The organism is Streptomyces sp. NPDC048584, from assembly GCF_043199595.1.
In the GTDB taxonomy this organism is placed as follows: Bacteria; Actinomycetota; Actinomycetes; order Streptomycetales; family Streptomycetaceae; genus Streptomyces; species Streptomyces edwardsiae.
Genome location: NZ_JBICWF010000005.1, coordinates 374,178 through 396,971, shown reverse-complemented (window position 1 = coordinate 396,971; position 22,794 = coordinate 374,178). Strand labels below are relative to the sequence as shown.

The window sequence follows — 22,794 nt, the reverse complement described above, 5'->3', positions numbered from 1 at the left end:
TACAGACGAGCACGGGGTCAAAGAGTTCACGCCTGTGCGCCCCTATACACGAGTGAACCGTGTTGACGGGATCTACAGACTCTGGTCTCATTGGCCCCGCGAACGAGCGGCCGCCGACAGGGGACGGCCGCCGATTGGGGAGGGGACACAGCCATGGGCATGAAGACCAAGATCGCGCTGGGCGCCGTCGTGGGGATCGTCGTCATCGGTGCCATGTCGGCGAACTCCGGTGACTCGGACGGCGGTTCCGGCGACTCGGGCACCTCGGCGTCCGCGGAGCAGCAGTCCGGCGGCACGAAGGCGGACACGAAGTCCGACCCGAAGCCCGCCGAGGACAAGGGCACCGAGAAGGCGTCCCAGGCCGAGCAGTTCAAGGCGTTCGTGCAGAAGAACGGCACACCGCAGGAGAAGGACGCCGTCTCGCACGTCACCAAGGTCCAGGGGGCGGAGGAGCAGAACGACATCCTCGACGCCGCCGACATCTACACCGACTTCACCGGCGGGATCATGGGCGAGGGCATGGGCCCCGCCAAGCTCCTCACGTCCGCGTTCGCCGACTGGAAGCAGAGCGACAACGGTCTCGTCACCGTCTACGACGCCGACGGCGAACTGCTCGGCACCGGCAACTTCTGAGCGACTCTCCAAGACCCCGGGGGGACTCCCGTCATGCGCCGCACCACACTCGCCGCCCTCTGCCTCGCCGCCGTGGCCACCGCCGGCCTCACCGGCTGTGGCGACGACAAGAACGACAGCAGCACCTCGCCCGGCTCGGCCGCGCGGAACACCGCGAAGGAGGGAAAGCCCACCCCGGCACCCGAGAAGGAGCCCTTCGCCGGACTGACCGGCGGCGAGATCGCCGACCAGGCCTTCGAGGCCACGACCGGGGCGTCGTCCCTGCGGATGACCGGTGACGTCCCGGACGGCCCCAGCGGCGGCACCATCCGCATCGACATGGCCCTGAACAAGCGGGGCGAGTGCGCCGGCACGGTCGGTATGGACGGCATGGGCGAGGCCGATCTGGTCAGGACCGGCGACACCGTCTATATGAAGTACGACGCCGAGTTCCTGCGGTCGCAGAGCGAGGGCGAGCCGAAGGAGAGCGTGGACGCGGCCGTGGCACTGCTGGCCGGCAAGTGGACCAGGATGTCCGCCGAGGGCTCCGACGCGGAGGATCTCGCGGGCTTCTGCGACCTCGGCGAGGTCTTCGCCGGCGCGCGCAGCGGCGACGCGGACGCCACCCGCGGGAAGACCACCACGGTCGACGGCACCCCCGCGATCACGCTGAACTCGAAGGACGGCGACGACCGCTACACGCTGTACGTCGCCGCCGAGGGCAAGCCGTATCTGCTGCGGTTCGACAGCACGTCCGCCGCCGAGCCGGGGTCCCTCTCCTTCACCGACTACGACAAGCCCGTCCCGGTGCGTAAGCCCGCCGGCGACGTCCTGGACCTCGACGCCCTGGGCTGATCCGCCCGGCCGCTCACCACGGGCCGGACGGGACGGCCGGGCACCCGTTCACGGTCCGCTCAGCCGCCGCACTGCTCCAGCATCATCCGCCGGTCGGCCGTCGTCACCGGCATCTCGTACTTGACGGCGACCTGCGCGAACCGGACCGCGTACGCGCACCGGATGCCCTTGTCCGGCGGCAGCCAGGACGCCGGACCGGAGTCGCTCTTGGCCGAGTTGGCGCGCCCCTGCACGGGGATCAGATTGAGGGTGTCGTTCGCCAGCCGCTTCCGCTTCGCCTCCGGCCAGCGCGAGGACCCCATCTGCCAGCTGTAGGAGAGCGGCACGACGTGGTCTATCTGCACCTCGGCGGCCTTCTGCTTGCGCCACTCGATCGTCGTCCCGGTGTACGGGTCGTCCAGCGTCATGGCGACCACCACACAGTCCGAACCCGACCGGAACCGCAGCTCCTGCCCATCGCGCTGGAGCAGGTCGTTCCGGGTGTCGCACCCGTTCCGGGCGAGCGGGACGCCGTCGGCGGTGTCCATCCAGGCGTAGCCGAACTCGTCGCGGTCGTAGCCGGTCTTCGGGCCGCGGCCCTTGGTGGTCACCTTGGTGATGATCGCGACGGCCGCGTCCCGGTCCGCGTCGCTCGCCACCGGGGCGAGGCCCGGCTCGGTGCCGTCCGGGTTGTCGAGCGGGCTGACGGCGTGCCCGTCGGAGGCGGCGCTCGCACCTCCGCCCGGCGAGCCGGCACCCGGGTCGTCCAGTCCCTCGCAGCCGGCGAGGAGGGCCACCGCGGCGATCACCGCCGGCGCCGTACGCCCCGCCCGCACGCCCCACCCCTTATTCCGCGTCACCGCGCCCCTCCCTTGTTCTCAGGTCTTCTGCCCTGGCATGAACGCATCGATCCAGAAGTCACCGTAACGAGTGAGAGGTCCAGACCAATTCGGAGCCCCATGGGCATTCGGGACAAAGCGCGCGTATGGTCGTTTGTGAGTCCCCTCCGAAAAGGAGCTCCTGCATGGGCATCCTCGACAAGCTCAAGGGCAACAAGGCGGCGCGCGACAAGGCCAAGCAGGCCTCGGACGCCGCGGAGAAGAAGATGAACGAGAGGACCGGTGGCAAGTACGAGCAGCAGGTCGACACCGGTCAGCAGCAGGCCGAACGCCGGCTGGGCATGGACCGCGATCGTCCGGACCAGCCGTAGGGCCTCGCGGCACTCGTGAGTGCCGTCCACGGCGAGCCGACGCCGTGGGCGGCTTCTCACGTGCGGGTCAGGAGCCCAGCACCGACGTCAGGAACTCCCCGACCCAGCCCAGCAGTTCCCGCCCGATCAGCGGCTTGCCGCCCACCTTCGCGGTCTTCGGGCGCGGTACCAGCACCTGGTGCGCGGTCGCCTTGATGACCGTACCGGGGTAGAGGCGCTTCAGGCGCAGTTCCTGCGACTCGCGCAACTCCACCGGCGCGAAGCGGATGTTGGTGCCCTGGAGCACGATCTCGCCGACACCGCACGCGCGGGCCAGCATCCGCAGCCCCGCCACCAGCAGCAGGTTCTCCACCGGCTCCGGCAGCTTGCCGTAGCGGTCGACGAGTTCCTCGCGTACGGCCTTGATGTCCTCCTCGCTGTTCGCGGAGGCGATCGCCCGGTACGCCTGGAGGCGCAGCCGCTCACCGGGCGCGTAGTCGTGCGGGACGTGCGCGTCGACGGGCAGCTCGATCTTCACCTCGAGCGGCGGCTCCTCCTCGATCTCCCCGGTCTCCAGCTGACGCCGGTAGTCCGCGACCGCCTCGCCCACCATCCGTACGTACAGGTCGAAGCCGACGCCCGCGATATGGCCGGACTGCTCGCCGCCGAGCAGGTTGCCCGCGCCGCGGATCTCCAGGTCCTTCATCGCCACGTACATGCCCGCGCCCATCTCCGTGTGCTGGGCGATCGTCGCGAGCCGCTCGTGCGCCGTCTCCGTCAGCGGCTTCTCCGGCGGGTACAGGAAGTAGGCGTACCCCCGCTCGCGGCCGCGCCCCACCCGGCCGCGCAGCTGGTGCAGCTGGCTGAGGCCGAAGTTGTCGCCGCGCTCCACGATGAGGGTGTTGGCGTTGGAGATGTCGATGCCGGACTCGACGATCGTCGTCGACACCAGTACGTCGAACTTCTTCTCCCAGAAGTCGACGACGACCTGCTCCAGCGCCGACTCCGACATCTGCCCGTGCGCGGTCGCGATCCGCGCCTCGGGCACGATCTCGCGCAGCCGGGCCGCCGCGCGGTCGATCGACTCGACCCGGTTGTGAATGTAGAACACCTGGCCCTCGCGCAGCAGTTCGCGACGGATCGCGGCGCCGATCTGCTTCTGCTCGTAGGGGCCGACGAAGGTCAGCACCGGGTGGCGCTCCTCGGGCGGGGTGGTGATCGTCGACATCTCGCGGATGCCGGTCACCGCCATCTCCAGGGTGCGCGGGATCGGGGTGGCGGACATCGTCAGTACGTCGACGTTGGCGCGCAGCTTCTTCAGCTGCTCCTTGTGCTCGACACCGAAGCGCTGCTCCTCGTCGACGATGACCAGGCCCAGGTCCTTGAACTTGGTCTCCGAGGAGAACAGGCGGTGGGTGCCGATGACGACGTCCACCGAACCCTCGCGGAGCCCCTCCAGGGTCGCCTTCGCCTCCGTGTCGGTCTGGAAGCGGGACAGCGCCCTCACCTTCACCGGGAACTGCGCGTACCGCTCGCCGAACGTCCCGAAGTGCTGCTGCACCAGCAGCGTGGTGGGGACGAGCACGGCCACCTGCTTGCCGTCCTGTACGGCCTTGAAGGCGGCCCGTACCGCGATCTCCGTCTTGCCGTAGCCGACGTCACCGCAGATCAGGCGGTCCATGGGGACCGACTTCTCCATGTCCTCCTTGACCTCGGCGATGGTGGTGAGCTGGTCGGGCGTCTCCGCGTACGGGAACGCGTCCTCCAGCTCGCGCTGCCACGGTGTGTCGGGCCCGAAGGTGTGGCCGGGGGCCGCCATGCGCGCGCTGTAGAGCTTGATCAGGTCGGCGGCGATCTCCTTGACGGCCTTCTTGGCGCGCGCCTTGGTCTTGGTCCAGTCGGCGCCGCCCAGGCGGTGCAGGGTGGGGGCCTCGCCGCCGACGTACTTGGTGATCTGCTCCAGCTGGTCGGTGGGGATGTAGAGCCGGTCGCCGGGCTGGCCGCGCTTGGCGGGGGCGTACTCCACGACCAGGTACTCGCGGGTGGCGCCCTGCACGGTGCGCTGCACCATCTCGACGTAGCGGCCCACGCCGTGCTGCTCGTGGACGATGTAGTCGCCCGGCTCCAGGGTGAGCGGGTCGATGGTCTTGCGGCGCCGGGCCGGCATCCGGGCGCCCTCGCGGCCGGACGCCTTCTGGCCGGTCAGGTCGGTCTCGGTGAGGACGGCGAGCCCCAGCGCCGGGTCGATGAAGCCGTGGTCGATGCAGCCGCAGGAGACATGCACCACGGAGGGGGTGATCTCGCCGAGGTCCGTGTCGAGCCGGGCGGCGATGCCCTCGCCGCCGAGCACCTCGACCGTGCGGGAGGCCGGGCCGTGACCCTCGGTGACGAACACCGTGCGCCAGCCGTCGGCGAGCCAGCCCTTGGTGTCGGCGAGCGCCCGCGCGGTGTCGCCGCGGTAGGTCTCGGGGGCGTGCATGCCGAGCTTGAGGGTGTCCGAACCAAGGTCCTCGTCGGCCGCGAACGGCGACACCGACCACCACATCATGTCCAGCTCACGCGCCCGGTCGCGGACGTCCGCGAGGGCCCACAGGGAGGCGGCGCCGACGTCGATGGGCGCCTCCCCGCCGCCGGCCGTGGCGGCCCAGGACGCCTGGAGGAACTCCTGGCTCGTCGCCACCAGGTCGGTGGCCCGGGTCCGCACCCGCTCCGGGTCGCAGACGACGGCCATGGATCCCTCGGGCAGCACGTCGAGCAGCAGCTCCATGTCGTCCACGAGGACGGGGGCGAGGGATTCCATGCCCTCGACGGCGATGCCCTCGGCGATCCTGCCGAGCAGTTCGCCGAGCTCCGGGTGCTGCTCGGCGAGGACCCGCGCGCGCTCGCGCACGTCGTCGGTGAGCAGGAGTTCGCGGCAGGGCGGGGCCCACAGGCCGTGCTCCGCGACCTCCAGGGAGCGCTGGTCGGCGACCTTGAAGTAGCGGATCTCCTCGACGTCGTCGCCCCAGAACTCCACCCGCAGGGGGTGTTCCTCGGTGGGCGGGAACACGTCGAGGATGCCACCGCGTACGGCGAACTCGCCGCGCTTCTCCACGAGCTCCACGCGTGCGTACGCGGCGGCGGCGAGGGCCTCGACGATCTCGTTCAGATCGGCGCTCCGCCCTGTCCGCAGGGCTACGGGTTCCAGGTCGCCCAGGCCCTTGACCTGCGGCTGGAGCACGGAACGTACCGGCGCCACGACGACGGAGACCGGGCCGGTCCCGGGGTCGTCCTGCCGCGGGTGGGCGAGACGGCGCAGTACGGCGAGACGGCGGCCGACGGTGTCGCTGCGGGGACTGAGGCGCTCGTGCGGGAGTGTCTCCCAGGACGGGTACTCCACGACGCCCTCGGGCGGGAGCAGGGAACGCAGGGCCGCGGCCAGGTCCTCGGCCTCGCGACCCGTCGCCGTGACCGCGAGGACGGGGCGGCCGGCGTCACGGGCGAGCGCGGCGACCGCGAAGGGGCGGGCGGCGGGCGGGCCGACGAGGTCGACGTGCATACGGTTGCCGTCCGCGGCGGCGGCGACCGCCTCCGCGAGGGCGGTGTCCTTGACTACGGCGTCGAGCAGACCGTGCAGGCTCATTCGGGGCGCTTTCCGTCCGGGGGTGTGCAACACGACGGGCCCGACACGCGTCGCGGGCCGGGGGGGGGCCTCCAGCGTACGTCGCTGCGCGGGCGGGCGCCGGGGGCTGTGGACAACGCCGGTTGACGGTGACAACGGCGTTGACCCCTGACACCCAGGGGGCTCCGCCCCCTGGACCCCCGGCCTATGCCCACCCCACCACCCGACTCGGTGACCCGAGAGGTCCCGAGCCACGTGCGAGGCGCGGGGCCGTATCGGTCTGCGGCTCCGCCGCGCGGGCGCGACCAACCCCCACTCGGCCGCAGCCGGAAGACACGCGCCGCGCGCATCAGCCGGCCGCACAGCCGGACACCCGGCGCCGGGAAGTCCCCAAGGACTCCCCGGCGCCGGGTGTTCCCCCGCAACCCCCGTATGCGGTGGCTAATCCGTGGCGATCGCGTTCAGGACGTTCATCCGCCCCGCCCGGAACGCCGGCACCAGCGCCGCGAACAGGCCCACGAAGGCCGAGCCGATGAACACGCCCGTGATCGTCGGCCACGGAATGTCGAGCACCTTCAGACCCTCCAGCGCGAGCAGCTGCTGCGCCGTGGCGCCCCAGCCCATTCCCAGCCCGAGCCCCAGCAGCGCGCCGAAGAGGGCGATCACCACCGACTCCATGCGGATCATGCGGCGCAGCTGCCGGCGCGAGAGGCCGATGGCCCGCATCAGTCCGATCTCCCGGGTGCGCTCCACCACCGACAGGGCCAGCGTGTTCACCACACCGAGGATCGCGACGACGATCGCCAGGGCCAGCAGGCCGTAGATCATGTTCAGCAGCTGGCCGATCTGGTCCTGCAGCGCCTCCTTGTAGTCCGTCTGGTCCCGCACGGTGTACTGCGGGTAGTCGTGCAGCGACTCCTTCAGCGTCTTGTACGCGGCGTCCTGCTGCCCGTCCTTCGCCGAGGCGAAGACCAGCGTGTCGAGCGGCATCCTGTCGGCCGGCACATGCATGGCGAGGGTCTCGATGGACGTGTACATCGCGCCCGCGTCGATGACGCCCTCGCTGCTGGTGATCGCCCGGACCGTCAGCGAGCCCGTCTCACCGTCCTTGAACGCGACGTCGATCTTCGAGCCGAGCTTGACTCCGTGGTCCTTGGCGTAGTCCTCGTGCACGGACATCGCACCCGGCTCGTACGCGTCGGCCAGCTTGCCCGCGACCGTCTCGACCCGCAGGTCGGTCGCGTACGTCGGGTCGGCCGCGGTGATCGCCGTGTCCTCGGACGTCCTGCCGTCGGGCGTGGTGAAGTCGGCCTTGGTCCACTTGTACTCGGTGACCCGCTCCAGCTCGGGCGTGTTCTTCACGGCCTCGACGGCCTGCGGGGTGATCACCTGACCGGTGTCGGACTGGATGATGAAGTCCGTACCGACCGTCTTGTCGAGCTCCTCCGTCGCCGAGGCGACCATCGACGAGCCGACCACGGACAGGCACGCCACCAGCGCCAGACCGATCATCAGCGCGGCACCCGTCGCACCGGTCCGGCGCGGATTGCGCAGGGCGTTGCGCTCGGCCATGCGGCCCACCGGGCCGAAGGCCCGCAGCAGGATCGCGCCGAGAACACGCACCACACCGCTCGCCAGCACCGGGCCGACGACGACGAAGCCGATCAGGGAGAGCACCACACCCAGGCCCAGCCACATCGAGCCGTCCGTGGCCTTGTCCGCGCTGCCCGCGAGGTACAGGGCGAAGCCGCCGGCAGCGGTGAGGACCAGGCCGGTCCCGCCGCGGATCCAGCCGGCCCTGGCGTCCGCCGGCGTACCGGCGTCGCGCAGCGCGGCCATCGGGGAGATCTTCCCGGCCCGGCGGGCGGGCAGGTAGGCGGCGAGGACCGTGACGACCACACCGAGGAGCAGTCCGAGCGCGGGGGTCGTCCAGGCCACCGTGAGGTCGTCCGTGGACAGGTCCATGCCCGCCATGCCCATGAGCTTCATCAGGCCGACCGCGAGACCGACGCCCGCGCCGACCCCGAGGACCGAGCCGAACACCCCGAGCAGCAGCGCCTCCACCAGCACCGAGCGGTTGACCTGCTTGCGGGACGAGCCGATGGCCCGCATCAGGCCGATCTCCCGGGTGCGCTGGGCGACCAGCATGGAGAAGGTGTTGATGATCAGGAAGATGCCGACGAGGAAGGCGATCCCGGCGAAGCCGAGCATCGCGTACTTCATGACGTTCATGAAGTCGCCGACGCTGTCCTGGTTGGCCTCGGCGGTCTCCTGCGCGGTCAGCACCTTGTAGTCGCCGCCGAGTCCGGCCACGACGTTCTTCTTCAGCCGGTCGTCGCTGACACCGGCCGCGGCGGTGACGTTGACGTTGGTGTAGACGCCGCTCTCCCCGACCAGGGTCTGCTGGGCGGTGCTGGTGTCCAGGTAGAAGATCGCCGCACCGGGGTTGGTGACCGTGAAGTCGGCGATGCCGGAGATCTTCGCGGTGTGCGTGCCGACGACGCTGATGACGCCGATCTCGTCACCGAGTTTCAGGTCGTGCTTGTCGGCGGTGTCGGCGTCGACCATGATCTGGTCCGCGCCCCGGGGAGCGGCACCGGAGGTGATCTCCATGGTGCGGGCGTCGTTGCCGTTCCAGCTGCCGACGATGGTCGGGGCGCCGCTGGTGGGCGACAGGCTGTCCTTGTCGGCGTCGACGACGGTCACCGAGGTGGAGAACACGGTGCCCTCGGCCGACTTCACGCCGTCCGCGCCCTTGACCTGGTCGAGCACGGAGGCCGGTATCACCGGCGGCTTGCCGTTGTCGGAGGTGGTCTCGCCGCTGTCGGAGGCACCCTTGGCGCTCACGGTGACATCCGAGGAGGTCGCCGCGAACAGCTTGTCGAACGTCGTGTTCATGGTGTCCGTGAAGACCAGCGTCCCGCACACGAACGCCACGGACAGCAGCACCGCCACCGCGGACAGCGCCATCCGCCCCTTGTGCGCGAAGAAGTTGCGCATCGAGGTCTTCAGCACGGTCATGACGTACGCCCCCGGGCGTCGAAGTCCTTCATGCGGTCGAGGACCTGATCGGCCGTCGGCTGGTGCATCTCGTCGACGATGCGGCCGTCGGCGAGGTACAGCACCCGGTCGGCGTAGGAGGCGGCCACCGGGTCGTGGGTGACCATCACGATGGTCTGCCCCAGCTCGTCCACCGAGCGGCGCAGGAAGCCGAGCACCTCGGCGCCGGCCCGGGAGTCGAGGTTTCCGGTCGGCTCGTCACCGAAGATGATCTCCGGCCGGGCAGCGAGCGCCCGCGCCACGGCGACCCGCTGCTGCTGGCCGCCGGACAGCTGGGTGGGCCGGTGCCTCAGCCGCTCCGCGAGACCGACGGTCTCCACCACCCGGTCCAGCCACGCCTTGTCGGGCTTACGGCCGGCGATGTCCATGGGCAGGGTGATGTTCTCGAGCGCGTTCAGCGTCGGCAGCAGGTTGAACGCCTGGAAGATGAACCCGATCCGGTCCCGGCGCAGCCGCGTGAGCTTCTTGTCCTTCAGACCGGTGATCTCGGTCTCGTCCAGATAGATCTGGCCGGACGTCACGGTGTCGAGCCCGGCGAGGCAGTGCATCAGGGTGGACTTGCCGGACCCCGAGGGTCCCATGATCGCGGTGAACCGACCGCGTGCGATGTCCACGTCGACATGGTCGAGGGCGACGACACGGGTCTCCCCGGACCCGTACGCCTTCACGACCTGCCGCGCCCGCGCGGCAACGGCCGTACTCCCTCCAGTGCCCCCGTGCCTGGGAATGGTCACAGCCGATGTCACGGTAATTCTCCTATGTCGGTCAGGAAATGAGAAAGCGGTGCCGGGCGGCCGCCGCGTCGTCCCCGGCTGCCACGTGGTGCGTGTTCGTGCGATGTGTCTCAGTCTCGCGGGAGCGAGGGGTCGAGCGCCCTGGTGCTCGGCGCAGTCTTCTCCTGAGGAAAACCCCACCCCCGCCCCTGGGCTTTACCGCCCCCCAGCGGCGTAAAGCCAGGTTAAGGACGCACCCCGCCCCGTCTCGTCCTCCGTCGGTACGAACCCTCCCCGAGCCGTAGTACGGAGGTACCCCTAGGGGCTCTCCTCCGATGGGCCGAGTCCGTCTCAGGGTTCCTCCGCCTCTCGGCCCACCCGGCTTCGCCCCTCCCGCGGCGTGAGGGGCAAGTACGCGGCCGCACAACGGGGTTCGGACAGCACCGCGGCGCGGGCCGTTCCCGACAGCCCGCGCCGCACCCGGAACCCCGGCTCACCTCACTCCACGACGCGCCCCGTCAGCGCGCTGAGGCTCGCGCACACGTGGTCCATGTGGGTCTGCACGTCCTCCCGCATGTCGGCGTGGTCGCGCACCACCCGTTCGGTCTCCCGCGCGACCCCCTCCGCGCGGGCGTGCGCCTCCGCCACGAGTTCCGCCGCCCGCTCCCGCGCCTCCTCCGCACGGCTCCGCGCCGCCTCCTCCGCGTCGGCGAACGTCTGCCGCGCCTCGGCCAGTACCCGCTCGGCACGCTCCTCCGCCGCCGCCTGCCGGGCGCCCAGCTCGGCCACCCGCGCGGCCTCCTCCCTCGCCACCTCGTCCAGCCGTTCCGCCTGTGCCCCGGCCGCCTCGGCGAGCAGCCCCGAGGTGCGTTCCCGCATCTCCCGCAGTGCCGCCAGCGTCCGGCCGCGCAGCTCCTTGACCTCGAGTCGGGCCTCGACGCGGATCTCGTCGGCCCGCGCGCGGGCCGACGCCAGCAGCTCCCGCGCGTGCTCGTCCGCCTCGGCGCGCACCCCGGCCGCGTGCGCCTGGGCGGCCTCCCGCATGCCGGTCGCGTCGTCCCCCGCCAGGTCCGCGAGGTCCCGCGCGTGCTGCCGCGCCGAATCCCGTACGGCCGTGGCCTCCTCCCCGGCCAGCTCGAACAGCCGCCGCGCGCTCTCCCCCAGCGACTCGTACGTCTGCGGCGCCAGCCCCGCCACCCGTACCCGCAGCAGCTCCAGTTCCTCCTCCATCTCCCGCGCGAGCACGGTGAGCCGCGCGGCCCGCTCCCAGGCGGCGTCACGACGCCCCGAGAGGCCCTCGACGTACGCGATCACCTGCAAGGGACGGTAGCCACGCCCCCGTACGACCTCGAAGCCCTGCGACGACACCGATGCGCTGCTCACCCTGGAACCCCTCTCCACCGACGGACCCGAAGCCCAGCACGAACGACCGAGCACGAAATGGGATGAATCGCGCACATCCTGGTGGATCACACGGACGTGTTCATAACGCGACACTCCGCACGGGTGGCACGCAAAAGGCCGGGCCCGGTCGTGATGACGACCGGGCCCGGCTCCTCCCGCGGTGGTGGCGCTCAGCGCCGGCGGGTCACAGCAGCCCGTCCCACATCTGCTCCAGCAGCACCGACCACCAGCTCTCCGGCGAACCCAGCGCCGCCGGGTCCAGCGCCGCCAGCTGCGCCTGGAAGTCGACGGTCCAGCGGCCCGCCTGCTCCTGGTTCAGCCCGAACCGCAGCCGCCACATCCGGCCCAGCAGCGCGAGGCAGCGCGCGAACTCCGGCAGCCCCGTGTTCACGAACTGCGGCGGCACCGGCGCACCGCCCGGCCCGGCCTCCACCGGCACCGCGACGATGTTCGCCGTGCCGTACTGCACACAGATCGCCTTGCCGAAGTCGCTGCCCATCACCAGGTACGACCCGGCGTCCGGGGCCGGCTGCACACCGCGCTCGGCCGCCAGCTCCGCCAGCGTCGGCACCGGACGGCCCGGCTGGGCCTGCGCCCAGAAGAAGGGGCCCATGTCCATCGGCAGACCGGCCGCCACCAGCGTGTGCGCCACCACCGGAGGCACACCCTGCCGGGACACCGCCGCCTGCTCGAACCGGAACACACCCGGCCCGAACGCCGCCGCCAGCTCCTGCGCGATCGCCTCCGGCGGCACCGGCGGTACGGGCGGCACCGGCGGAATCGGCGCACGCACCGGCGCCGGACGCGCGGGACCGTCCGCGACCTGGTGCAACTCACCCTGATGGGCGAGGAGTTGCCGCATCCCCTGCTGCCGGCTCGCATGATCCGTGCCGTACGGGGCGATGCTCGTGATCCGTGCCTGCGGCCACTGCTCGCGGATCATCCGCGCGCAGTAGGCACCCGGCAGCTCGCACGACTCCAGTTCGGTGTGCAGCTCCAGCACCTGGCCGGGCGGCACGTTCATGGCACGCAGCTCGTGGAAGATCTGCCACTCCGGGTGCGGCGTGCCCGGCGCGGAACGCCGGATCAGCTGCTGCTCGCTGCCGTCCTGCGCGCGGTAGCGCAGCACGGCCTGGTAGCCGGGACCGACGGTCGGCTGACCGGCGGGCGGCTGCGGATAACCGTACGCCGGCGGCTGCCCCGGCAGCGGCATACCGGGCGGGGGCGTGCCCGGAGGCATCCCGCCGGGCGGCATCGGCGGAACGCCGGCGGGCATGCCGGGCGGCGCCGGCGGCGGAGGCGTGGCGGGACCGCCCACCGGGGGCGCGGCCAGCACGGTCTCCGCGTGATGCACGGGGCCACGGCCGCCGGCCGTACCGGGCGCGGCGGGCGGAGCGGGGGGCTGCGGCGCACCGGGAACCCCGGGCGGACCGGGAGGAAGCGGGGCGCCGGGCGCACCAGGAGGCCCAGGGGGCTGCGGGGCACCACCGGGAACCCCGGGCGGCCCGGGAGGCTGCGGCGCACCGGGCGCACCCGGTCCCGTACCCGACGGATCGGCGAACATCGTCGCCGCGTGATGAACCCCGCCGGGCGGCGGCGTCGGAGCCCCCGGCGGAGGCGTCGGAGCCCCCGGCCCCTCCGGACCCAGCGACGACACCATCTGCGTCGGCGCATACCCGCCCGCCGGAGCGGACGGCGGCGGCGTACCGCCCGGACGCGCCCCCGGAGCACCGGGAGCACCGGGCGGAGGCGGAGTCGACGCACCCGTGCCGCGCCTCGGCGGCGGCGTCGCCTTGCTGGTCGCGGCGTCCGCGATGTCCCCCGCGTCGGCCGCGAGCGGCCGCTCCGGCGCACCCGGACCGGCCGGCGGCGTACCCGGCGCACCCTGCGGCGCCCCCGGAGCGCCGATCGCCGGCGAGAGTGCCGTCGGCGGCAGTTGGCTGCCGCCCGCGATCAGCGCCGTCTTCGCCTCCGGAACGGCAGGCGGGGGCGGCGGCGGAGTATCGTCCCCCGCCTCGCTCAGCTGCTGCGCGAACACCGTCTGCGGCAGCGGAACGGAACGGTCCTCACCCGCGTCGGCGTTGGTGTCCGTACCCGCCCACGGGGTCGCCCCCACCGGCGCACCGGCCGGGGAACCCCCGGCGGCGGGCCACGCGGCACCGCTCCCGGCCCCCGGCGCGCCGGAACCCGCCGTAGCCGCGGACGGGGCCGAAGCCGCACCGTCCGCGCCCGGACCGGAGGCCGCGGACGGCACACCCGCCCCCGACGTCTCACCCCGCCGATCCGGGATCCCCAGCCGGTCCGCGGCCTCCTGCAGCCACTCCGGCGGGCTCAACAGGAACGACGTCTGATTCAGATCCACCCGCGCCGCGGGCGCCGCCGCCGGCTCGGGCGCCGTGTCGGCACGGCCGTACTCCTCCTCGTACCGGCGGATCACCTCACCCACCGGCAGCCCCGGCCACAGCGTCGCCTCACCACTGTCGCGGGCGATCACCAGCCGCTGGGCGCCCCCGTCCGAACGCGGACCGTCCGCACGGTCCTCCGCCCACACCACGAACCCGAGGCCGAACTCCCGTACCCGCACCTCACGGTGCTGGTACGACGGAACATCCCCGTTGACCCACTCCTCAGCGCGCTCCTGCGCCTGTGCGAACGTCACCATCGCCGAAGCTCACTCCCCGGAAGAAACCGGAACGGCACGCGCGAACCCACCGTCCACCATCAGATTCGCCACCGTCTCCAGCTCCGGCGGAGACCCCGCCAGCCGGGACAGGAACACATCGAAGTCGTCGCCGCACGACAGCAGCAGCCGCTCCACCCGCTCGGCCGGCGGCCACGACGGATCCGCGTCCCGCGCGTCGTCGTACCCGCAGAACCACACCGAACCCTGCCGCTCGCCGCGCACCTTCACCGCCAGCAGACCGCCCTGCACGAACGACACGCACAGATAGTCCTTGGTCAGATGGTCCCGCAGGCACTTGTTGACGTACACGAGGTCATTGACCGCCGCCTCGTCCCGCACCGTGAAGAACGGCTGATCCACCAGCAGACCCAGCTCCGCGTCCAGCGCCGTCCCCACCGGGGCGCAGCCGCCCGCGGCCTTCAGGAACGAGCGGTACGCGCCGGGCAGCCGGTAGCCGAGATCCTCCTCGACCCCCAGCACCTGCGACTCCGTCACCGCCGCACCCGACTTCGGCAGACCGAAATGCGCCGGCCGCGTCTCCTGCAGCGGCCGCGTGCCCCGCTTGTCGTGGTCCACCACCGAGGTCGCCACACCGCCGTGATGCCGCAGCAGCGCCTTCACCTCGACCGGCACCAGCTCCAGCCGCCGCGACCCCACCACGTGATGCCACGTCCAGCCGTGCGGCGTCGCCACCGCGGGCACCGTGTCCCACAGTTCGTGGCCACTGGCCGACAGTGCCGCGTTCGCCGACACATAGTCCGTCAGCCGCAGCTCGTCGACACCGAAACCCTCCGGCGGCTCGGCGACCTCGGCCGCCGCACGCGCGTAGGGAGAGAAATCGGGGTAACCACGCTCGTCCACCCGTACCCCTCTCGGGTGACGGGCCGCCCGCACCGGATCCGGGAAGTGCACGACCTGCCCGGCGTAGGCCGCGTTCGGCGGCGCGGCTTGCCCGAGCCGACCTGTCGTCATGGCGGTTGCCCCCTGCGGCACTCTGTACGTCCCCCACCGCCCGCCTTCGGACGGTTACGGAACGTGTTCGACTGTCACGTCTGTCTCGACTTCTTGACGCCCCGGCCCCTGTGGCGCCCGCGCACACAGGCACGCGGATCACCGCACGGATCGCGGTGCCGACAGCCTATGCGGTACGACTCCACCGGTCACCGGCACCGGTCATCCGGCCCTCCGCTTCCGTGACCAGCCGTCACCCTCCCGTGACAGCCCGCCCAAACCCGGGCGTGTCGCCCCGCCCCAGCTACCACATCAGCCACGCGATTTGGCACTCTGTGACCTCCGGGGGGATGCTCGGGAGGGGATGACGATCATGAACGTGACGCAGACAGGGCCGCACAACGGCCCCTCAGGCGACCCCCGCGTCGGCTGGAGCGCCACCGACGCCGAGGGCCACGCCCCCGCCCTCCACCATCGCCGCGACGGCATCCTCCCCACCATCGCCGCCGCCCTCTCCGTGCGCGGCGCCACCCTCACCTGCACCGCCGCCCGCGGCGACACACCCCCAGCGCTCCACCCGCTCGTCCAGGACTTCCTCGACACGCTGACCAGCGACCAGCGCGACCGCTTCACCGGCCGCTGCGCCGAGACGATCCTCATCTCCCGGCACCTCACCACCGCCGACGAGGCCCGCAGCAAACGCGCCGCGCGCAAACCCATGACCAACGGCGAAGCACGCAAAGCCCTCAAGCAGGCCAAACTCACCACCCGCCGCATCCGCGAGGACGGCGACCCCCTCCACGGCGCCTACGCCGCCCCCTGCCGCGCCTGCACCGCCCTCACCGCCCACTTCGGCGTCCGTACGGTCGAACCCGCCACCGACGGCTGACCCCCGGCCCCGCCCCCACGACCTCGACGAACGAAGGGCAGATGCACACCGACCGCACCTCCTCCACCCGCTTCGCCGTCCCCGTGGACGCCGCCCTGCGCACCGCCGGCTGGCAACCCGGACGCTGGGACATCAAGCAGGCGGAGATCTGGGCCGACACCCTGCGCGACCACACCTCACCCGCGGGCCACCGCCACTCGGTCTTCCCCGCCGCCGTCGAGGCCTGGGCCGAGTTCGGCGGACTCCGCATCCACCCGAAGGGCCCCGGACGGCAGATCGCCCCCGCCACCTTCGACCTCGACCCCCTCCACGGCCTCCACATGGCCCGCACCCTCGCCGACCTCGGCCGCGCCCTCGACACCGACGTCTGCCCCCTCGGCGCCGAAACCGACACCCGGGCACTCCTCGCCATCGACGCCCAGGGCCGCGCCTACGCCCTCGACCACACCGGCGACTGGTACCTCGGCCCCGACATCGACCACGCCCTCGCCACCCTCGTCTCCGGCATCCGGCCCGCACGCCTCACCGCCGGCTGACCGCACGGAAGGCGGGCTACGACGCCGGAATGACCGCCGACACCCGAAAGCCCCCGGCGTCCGTCGGCCCCGACACGAACACCCCGCCCAGCGCCGACACCCGCTCCTTCATCCCCACCAGCCCGTTCCCCCCGGACGGCAGCCCCGCCGACGACCCCGCCTCCGGCGCCGGCTCGTTCTCCACCTGCATCGCGATCTCCGACACCCGATGCGCCAGCCGCACATACGTCTTCGCGCCCGCCGCGTGCTTGTGCACGTTCGTCAGCGCCTCCTGCACCACCCGGAACGCCGTCGACTCCACCACCCGCGCATACGACCGCGACTCCCCCTCCACCGACAGATCGACGACCATCCCCGCGGCCGCCGACTGCCCCACCAGCTCCTCGATCTCCGCCAGCGACGGTCCCTCCGCCTCCTCCACGGCCCGCGACGCCGCGGCCGCCGCGGCGGCCCCCACCGCCGCCAACGGCACCGACGCCCGCTCCCGCCGCACCGCCCCGTCCCCACCGGAGCGCAGCACCCCGAGCATCTCCCGCAGCTCCGTCAACGCCTGCCGCCCCATGTCCCCCACCAGAGCGGCGTTCTTCACGGCCTTCTCGGGGTCCTTCCGCGCCACCGCCTGCAACGCCGCCGCGTGCACCACCATCAGACTCACCCGGTGCGCCACCACGTCGTGCATCTCACGCGCGATCCGCGTCCGCTCCTCGCCCCGCGCCCACTCCGCACGCTCCTCGGCCCGCTCCGCGAGCAGCTGAAGCTCCCGCTCCAGACTGTCCGCGCGCTCCCGCAGACTCTCCATCAACCGCCGCCGCGCCCCCACGTACAGGCCCAGCAGCAACGGCGGCGCCGTCACCCCGATCGCCATCGTGATCGACGCGAACGGCACGATCCAGTCCCCGACGTCCAGTTCCCCGCGCGCCAGGTTCTGCCGCATCCGCACGAACATCACGATCAGCACACCCACCGACTGCATGCCGGCCAGCGACGCGATGATCCGCCGCGGCACCTCGGACGCCGCCAGCGAGTACAGCCCGACGACCCCCATCAGGAAACCCATCGCCGCCGGCGTGACCGCGATCGCGACCAGCACCACCGCGATCGGCCACTGCCGCCGCACCAGCAGCACGGACCCGGCCAGCACCCCGAACACGACCCCGACGGCCTGCGGGACCCCCGCCTCCCGCGCGAACGCGACCCCCTCGAACCCGCACTCCAGCGCGGACACCACCGCCAGCCCCACATCGAACACGGCGCTGCGCCGCCGCTCCCACCACCACGACCCTCCCCGGGCCGCCACCAGCTCTTCCCCCGTCGCGGTCATGCGTCCAGCCTACGGGCGCACGCCACCCCTTATCCGGCAACTTCGCACGACCGCACTCTTCGCGTGCGGAACCGCCCATTCCGCCCGCCGGGGCGCCGACTTCCACCGTCGCGTCGAAGGCTCTCGGTACGGCATAGTGTGGGGTGCCCACACGGCGACCCGACCGGATGTCCGGTTCCGCCGAGCTTCATCCCCCGTGGTGTAACCGGCAGCACACTGGTTTTTGGTACCAGCAGGACAAGGTTCGAATCCTTGCGGGGGAGCCCGGACTTGCACGGCCTCTGTCGGGTCCCGACCGGTCACCCCGGTCGGGACCCGCTCTCATGTCGGCCCACGGCCGCCCCGGTATCCTGCGGATGTCACCCCCTCCCCCATCACAGCCGAAGGGCATCCCGTGAGCACCAGCCGCCCGGCAGCCGTCGTCGTTCTCGCAGCGGGTGAGGGCACCCGTATGAAGTCGGCCACACCGAAGGTCCTGCACGACATCTGTGGCCGTTCCCTGGTGGGTCATGTACTCGCCGCCGCCGGTGAGCTCCAGCCGGAGAATCTGGTCGTCGTCGTGGGTCACGCCCGCGAGAAGGTGACCGAGCATCTCGCGGGGGTCGCCCCCGAGGTGCGCACCGCCGTGCAGGCGGAGCAGAACGGCACGGGTCATGCCGTACGGATGGGCCTGGAGGAGCTGGGCGGCCGCGTCGACGGGACCGTCGTCGTCGTGTGCGGTGACACCCCGCTGCTGACCGGCGGGACGCTGCGGCAGCTGTCGGCCACGCACTCCGCCGACGGCAACGCGGTGACGGTGCTGACGGCCGAGGTGCCGGACGCGACCGGGTACGGGCGGATCGTGCGGGACGACAGCGGTGCGGTCACGGCGATCGTGGAGCACAAGGACGCGTCCGAGACGCAGCGGGCGATCCGGGAGATCAACTCGGGTGTGTTCGCGTTCGACGGGGAGTTGCTGGCGGACGCGCTCAAGAAGGTGCGGACGGACAACAGTCAGGGCGAGGAGTATCTGACGGACGTGCTCGGGATCCTGCGTGAGGCGGGGCACCGGGTGGGGGCGTCGGTGGCGGGGGATCACCGTGAGATCGCGGGGATCAACAACCGGGTGCAGCTCTCCGAGGCGCGGCGGATCCTGAACGACCGGCTGCTGACGGCCGCCATGCTGTCCGGGGTCACCGTGATCGATCCGGCGACCACGTGGGTCGATGTCACCGTGACGTTCGAGCAGGACGCCGTCGTTCATCCGGGGACGCAGCTGCACGGGGCGACGCATCTCGGTGAGGGGTGCGAGGTCGGCCCCAACTCGCGGCTGACGGACACCCGGGTGGGTGCGGGGGCGCGGGTGGACAACACGGTCGCGGTGGGTTCGGAGGTGGGTCCCGAGGCGAGTGTGGGGCCGTACGCGTATCTGCGTCCGGGGTCGCGGCTGGCGCGCAAGGCGAAGATCGGGACGTACGTCGAGACGAAGAACGCGTCGATCGGTGAGGGGACGAAGGTGCCGCATCTGTCGTATGTGGGGGACGCGACGATCGGCGAGTTCTCGAACATCGGTGCGGCGAGCGTGTTCGTCAATTACGACGGGCAGGACAAACATCACACGACGGTCGGGTCGCACTGCAAGACGGGTTCGGACAACATGTTTGTGGCGCCTGTCACCATCGGGGACGGCGCCTACACGGCCGCCGGATCGGTGATCACGAAGGACGTGCCGGCGGGATCGCTGGCCGTGGCCCGTGGCCAGCAGCGGAATATCGAGGGTTGGGTGGCGCGCAAGCGTCCGGGGAGTGCTGCCGCGAAGGCGGCGGAGGCGGCGTCCCGGGAGCCGGCCGGCGAAGGCTGACCGGATTCCGCCCTCTCGAACAGGGCGTACCGTGATAAGTGCACTTCCGCACCGCCATCAGTTGCGACACCTCCGAGGAGATTGTGCTGTGACCGGGATCAAGACGACCGGCGAGAAGAAGATGATGTTCTTCTCCGGCCGCGCCCACCCAGAGCTTGCCGAGGAGGTCGCCCAACAGCTGGATGTGGGGGTCGTCCCGACGAAGGCCTTCGATTTCGCCAACGGTGAGATCTATGTGCGGTATCAGGAGTCGGCTCGTGGGGCCGACTGTTTCCTGATCCAGAGCCACACCGCTCCGATCAACAAGTGGATCATGGAGCAGCTGATCATGATCGACGCGCTGAAGCGCGCGTCGGCCCGGTCCATCACGGTCATCGTGCCGTTCTACGGTTACGCGCGGCAGGACAAGAAGCACCGGGGGCGTGAACCGATCTCGGCGCGTCTGATCGCGGATCTGATGAAGACGGCCGGCGCCGACCGGCTGCTGGCGGTGGATCTGCACACGGACCAGATCCAGGGCTTCTTCGACGGGCCCGTCGACCACCTCTTCGCGCTGCCGCTGCTCGCGGACTACGTGGGCGCGAAGGTGGACCGTTCGAAGCTGACGGTGGTGTCCCCGGACGCGGGCCGTGTGCGGGTGGCGGACCGCTGGTGCGACCGGCTGGGCGCGCCGCTGGCGATCGTGCACAAGCGGCGCGACAAGGACGTGGCGAACCAGGTCACGGTGCACGAGGTCGTCGGTGATGTGAAGGGCCGTATCTGCGTCCTGGTCGACGACATGATCGACACGGGTGGCACGATCTGCGCCGCGGCGGACGCGCTGTTCGCGCACGGTGCGGAGGACGTCATCGTGACGGCGACGCACGGTGTGCTGTCGGGTCCGGCGGCGGACCGGCTGAAGAACTCGCGGGTGAGTGAGTTCGTGTTCACGAACACGCTGCCGACGCCGAGTGAGCTGAGCGAGTCCCTGGACAAGATCAAGGTGCTGTCGATCGCGCCGACGATCGCGCGTGCCGCGCGTGAGGTGTTCCGGGACGGCTCGGTCACGAGCCTGTTCGACGAGCAGTAGGCGACGGGCGGCGGGCTTCGTGCAGTAAGGGTTCTGCACCGGGTCCGACGGTGATCGTTTTGGGTACGGCCTCCTGGTCCGGGTAAACTGACGCAGTTGCTCGGCGAGGGAGGCCGTTCCGCTTTCACGAAGGCGGATGCGGCGGTCCGTTATCGACGCGCTCTTCGTAGCAGGCCGTTCGTGGCCGGGTGACCACGTCCGTTTCTGACTTCGAGGAGTGACATGTCCGAGGTAAAGATCGCCGCCGCGACGCGCACCGAGTTCGGCAAGGGTGCCGCGCGCCGTATCCGTCGTGACAGCAACGTTCCCGGTGTGGTGTACGAGCACGGTCTCGAGCCGCTGCACGTGACCCTTCCGGGCCACGAGCTGCTGCTGGCGCTGCGTACGCCGAACGTGCTGATCGAGCTGGTCATCGACGGCAAGGAGCGCCAGCTGGCGATTCCGAAGGCCGTGCAGCGTGACCCGCTGAAGGGCTTCCTGGAGCACGTGGACCTGCTGAAGGTCAAGCGTGGCGAGAAGGTCCAGGTCGAGATCTACGTGCAGACCGAGGGTGAGCTGGCCCCGGGCGGCAACCTGCTGGAGCACGTCCTGCCGACGCTGCCGATCGAGGCCCAGGCGACGGACATCCCCGACGGTGTGACGGTGTCCATCCAGGGTCTGGCGGCCGGTGCCACCATCCTCGCCAAGGACATCCCGCTTCCCTCCGGTGCGACGCTGGCCGTCGACGGGGAGACGGTGGTCCTCCAGGTGCTGTCCGCGCAGGCGGAGGAGGCTCCCGAGGGTGAGGACGAGGCCGCCGAGGCCTGATCCTCGTTCCGAGGCGTCTTTCGTGTCGGCCGCTGTTCCCGTAGGGGGCAGCGGCCGACGTGTATGAAGGCGCGTACGTAGGCGCGTGGGAAAAGGAGACATGGACGTGACGACGGATGCGGCGGCCGGTGCGGCGGGTCCCTGGCTGATCGTGGGGCTGGGGAATCCGGGGCCGGAGTACGCGATGAACCGCCACAATGTGGGGTTCATGGTGGCGGATCTGCTGGCGGAGCGGATCGGGGGCCGGTTCAAGCGGGCGGGCCGGGCGCAGGCGCAGGTCGTGGAGGGCCGGATCGGTCCGCCGGGGCCGGCCAATCGGCGGGTGATCCTGGCGAAGCCGATGTCGTACATGAATCTGTCGGGTGGTCCGGTGAACGCGCTGCGGGAGTTCTACAAGGTGCCGGCGGCGAACGTGGTGGCGGTCCATGACGAGCTGGACATCGACTACGGGACGCTGCGGCTGAAGCTGGGCGGCGGGGACAACGGTCACAACGGGCTGAAGTCGCTGACGCAGGCGTTCGGGCGGGAGTACCACCGGGCGCGGTTCGGAATCGGGCGGCCGCCGGGGCGGATGCAGGTGGCGGACTTCGTGCTGAAGGACTTCTCGTCGGCGGAGCGCAAGGAGCTGGACTACCTCGTGGACCGGGCGGCGGACGCGGTGGAGTGTCTGGTGATCGAGGGGCTGGAGCGGGCGCAGGGGACGTACAACTCGTGACGGGGTGATGGGCGGGCTTGTCCGGTGCCGCCCCACCGGAGTTGACCGACCGCGAGGTCATGGCCAAGGATCTCGGCCATGTCTCGCGCTGCCCGCTCCTCCCGTGGCTCCTCCGCCCTGCGGTTCGGCAGGTTCGCGTCGATGGGCACGGTCGCCGTGCTGATCCTGATCGCGGGTGTGTGGGCGTCGTGGGGTACGGCGCAGCACGCGATGCTGACGAAGGGGCGTGAGCGCGGCACGGTGGCGGTGACGTCGTGCGGCGCGACGACGTGCACGGGGCCGTACACACCGCTGTCTCCGGGGTCGCAGCCGCGTCCGGAGGTCGAGCTGGAGAACTCGGTGGCCGTGGAGAAGGGCGGCAGCTACACGGTGGTGCTGAAACCGGGCGGTACGGACGCCGTCCGTTCGGGTCCCGCCGGGATTCTGTACGCGTGGGTCCCGCTGGGCGGCGCGCTGTTGCTGGCGTCGGTCGTGGTGGCCGGGGGGCTGCTGCGGACCCGGATGGCGTGGGTGATGGCGGTGGCGGGTGCGGCGCTGCTGACGGCGGCTTTCGTGGCCGTATGAGGGACC

General features: G+C 71.4%; 18 protein-coding genes and 1 tRNA gene. 11 read left to right on the top strand and 8 right to left on the bottom strand.

Translation table 11 applies throughout. From position 1 onward, the window contains the following. Positions 1–153: 153 nt before the first annotated feature. Both ACGFR9_RS14490 and ACGFR9_RS14485 read left to right on the top strand, forming a co-directional pair. Positions 154–633, top strand: a complete 480-nt coding sequence (locus ACGFR9_RS14490) for a hypothetical protein (RefSeq protein ID WP_393207298.1) — start codon at positions 154–156, stop codon at positions 631–633. A gap of 33 nt (positions 634–666) precedes the next feature. Further along, a complete protein-coding gene (locus ACGFR9_RS14485) occupies positions 667–1,467 on the top strand; it encodes a hypothetical protein (protein ID WP_393207295.1) in 801 nt (266 codons plus the stop codon). A 59-nt stretch (positions 1,468–1,526) separates the two neighbouring features. Here the strand turns inward: ACGFR9_RS14485 and ACGFR9_RS14480 are convergent, their stop codons facing one another. Further along, positions 1,527–2,306, bottom strand: a complete 780-nt coding sequence (locus tag ACGFR9_RS14480) for an HNH endonuclease family protein (RefSeq protein WP_393207292.1) — start codon at positions 2,304–2,306, stop codon at positions 1,527–1,529. A gap of 164 nt (positions 2,307–2,470) precedes the next feature. Between ACGFR9_RS14480 and ACGFR9_RS14475 the strand changes: the two genes are divergently transcribed. Next, a complete protein-coding gene (locus ACGFR9_RS14475) occupies positions 2,471–2,656 on the top strand; it encodes an antitoxin (RefSeq protein WP_393207289.1) in 186 nt (61 codons plus the stop codon). A 67-nt stretch (positions 2,657–2,723) separates the two neighbouring features. Here ACGFR9_RS14475 and mfd read toward each other — a convergent pair whose 3' ends face one another. The 6 genes from mfd to ACGFR9_RS14445 all read right to left on the bottom strand — a co-directional run bounded on the left by mfd (position 2,724) and on the right by ACGFR9_RS14445 (position 15,068). After that, positions 2,724–6,257: a transcription-repair coupling factor gene (gene mfd, locus ACGFR9_RS14470; RefSeq protein ID WP_393207286.1), complete on the bottom strand. Its 3,534-nt coding sequence runs from the start codon at positions 6,255–6,257 to the stop codon at positions 2,724–2,726. A gap of 420 nt (positions 6,258–6,677) precedes the next feature. After that, on the bottom strand, positions 6,678–9,257 hold the full coding sequence (locus tag ACGFR9_RS14465) for an ABC transporter permease (RefSeq protein ID WP_393207283.1): 2,580 nt from the start codon (positions 9,255–9,257) through the stop codon (positions 6,678–6,680). Further along, positions 9,254–10,042 (bottom strand): ABC transporter ATP-binding protein, encoded by a 789-nt coding sequence (locus ACGFR9_RS14460; protein ID WP_030216281.1) that lies wholly within the window; start codon positions 10,040–10,042, stop codon positions 9,254–9,256. The genes ACGFR9_RS14465 and ACGFR9_RS14460 overlap by 4 nt, the downstream gene beginning before the upstream one ends. 465 nt (positions 10,043–10,507) lie before the next feature. Beyond that, positions 10,508–11,392, bottom strand: coding sequence for a cellulose-binding protein (locus ACGFR9_RS14455; RefSeq protein WP_393207280.1), 885 nt, complete (start codon positions 11,390–11,392; stop codon positions 10,508–10,510). Between the two features lie 205 nt (positions 11,393–11,597). Next, the gene (locus tag ACGFR9_RS14450) at positions 11,598–14,075 is read right to left on the bottom strand and encodes an SUKH-4 family immunity protein (RefSeq protein ID WP_393207277.1); all 2,478 of its coding nucleotides are present in this window, start codon (positions 14,073–14,075) and stop codon (positions 11,598–11,600) included. 9 nt (positions 14,076–14,084) lie between these two features. Further along, entirely contained in the window at positions 14,085–15,068 is a 984-nt protein-coding gene (locus tag ACGFR9_RS14445) for an SMI1/KNR4 family protein (protein WP_393207274.1), read from the bottom strand. 343 nt (positions 15,069–15,411) lie between these two features. Between ACGFR9_RS14445 and ACGFR9_RS14440 the strand changes: the two genes are divergently transcribed. Both ACGFR9_RS14440 and ACGFR9_RS14435 read left to right on the top strand, forming a co-directional pair. After that, positions 15,412–15,936 carry a YwqJ-related putative deaminase gene (locus ACGFR9_RS14440; protein ID WP_393207271.1) on the top strand — a complete coding sequence of 175 codons (525 nt, stop codon included), beginning with the start codon at positions 15,412–15,414 and terminating at the stop codon, positions 15,934–15,936. Between the two features lie 41 nt (positions 15,937–15,977). Continuing rightward, complete coding sequence (locus ACGFR9_RS14435) at positions 15,978–16,472, top strand: SUKH-3 domain-containing protein (RefSeq protein WP_393207268.1); 495 nt, start codon at positions 15,978–15,980, stop codon at positions 16,470–16,472. A gap of 16 nt (positions 16,473–16,488) precedes the next feature. Here ACGFR9_RS14435 and ACGFR9_RS14430 read toward each other — a convergent pair whose 3' ends face one another. Next, complete coding sequence (locus tag ACGFR9_RS14430; protein ID WP_393207265.1) at positions 16,489–17,793, bottom strand: sensor histidine kinase; 1,305 nt, start codon at positions 17,791–17,793, stop codon at positions 16,489–16,491. A gap of 190 nt (positions 17,794–17,983) precedes the next feature. On the opposite strand from ACGFR9_RS14430, the gene ACGFR9_RS14425 reads away from it, so the two are divergent. The 6 genes from ACGFR9_RS14425 to ACGFR9_RS14400 all read left to right on the top strand — a co-directional run bounded on the left by ACGFR9_RS14425 (position 17,984) and on the right by ACGFR9_RS14400 (position 22,788). Next, a tRNA-Gln gene (locus ACGFR9_RS14425) sits at positions 17,984–18,056 on the top strand. 131 nt (positions 18,057–18,187) lie between these two features. Further along, complete coding sequence (gene glmU / locus ACGFR9_RS14420; protein WP_393207262.1) at positions 18,188–19,633, top strand: bifunctional UDP-N-acetylglucosamine diphosphorylase/glucosamine-1-phosphate N-acetyltransferase GlmU; 1,446 nt, start codon at positions 18,188–18,190, stop codon at positions 19,631–19,633. Between the two features lie 88 nt (positions 19,634–19,721). Continuing rightward, the gene (locus ACGFR9_RS14415) at positions 19,722–20,702 is read left to right on the top strand and encodes a ribose-phosphate diphosphokinase (RefSeq protein WP_030216271.1); all 981 of its coding nucleotides are present in this window, start codon (positions 19,722–19,724) and stop codon (positions 20,700–20,702) included. 222 nt (positions 20,703–20,924) lie between these two features. Then, positions 20,925–21,509: a 50S ribosomal protein L25/general stress protein Ctc gene (locus ACGFR9_RS14410; protein ID WP_393207259.1), complete on the top strand. Its 585-nt coding sequence runs from the start codon at positions 20,925–20,927 to the stop codon at positions 21,507–21,509. Between the two features lie 100 nt (positions 21,510–21,609). Further along, positions 21,610–22,224 carry an aminoacyl-tRNA hydrolase gene (gene pth, locus ACGFR9_RS14405; protein WP_030216269.1) on the top strand — a complete coding sequence of 205 codons (615 nt, stop codon included), beginning with the start codon at positions 21,610–21,612 and terminating at the stop codon, positions 22,222–22,224. 78 nt (positions 22,225–22,302) lie between these two features. Further along, a complete protein-coding gene (locus tag ACGFR9_RS14400; protein WP_393207255.1) occupies positions 22,303–22,788 on the top strand; it encodes a hypothetical protein in 486 nt (161 codons plus the stop codon). The last annotated feature ends 6 nt before the right edge of the window (positions 22,789–22,794 follow it).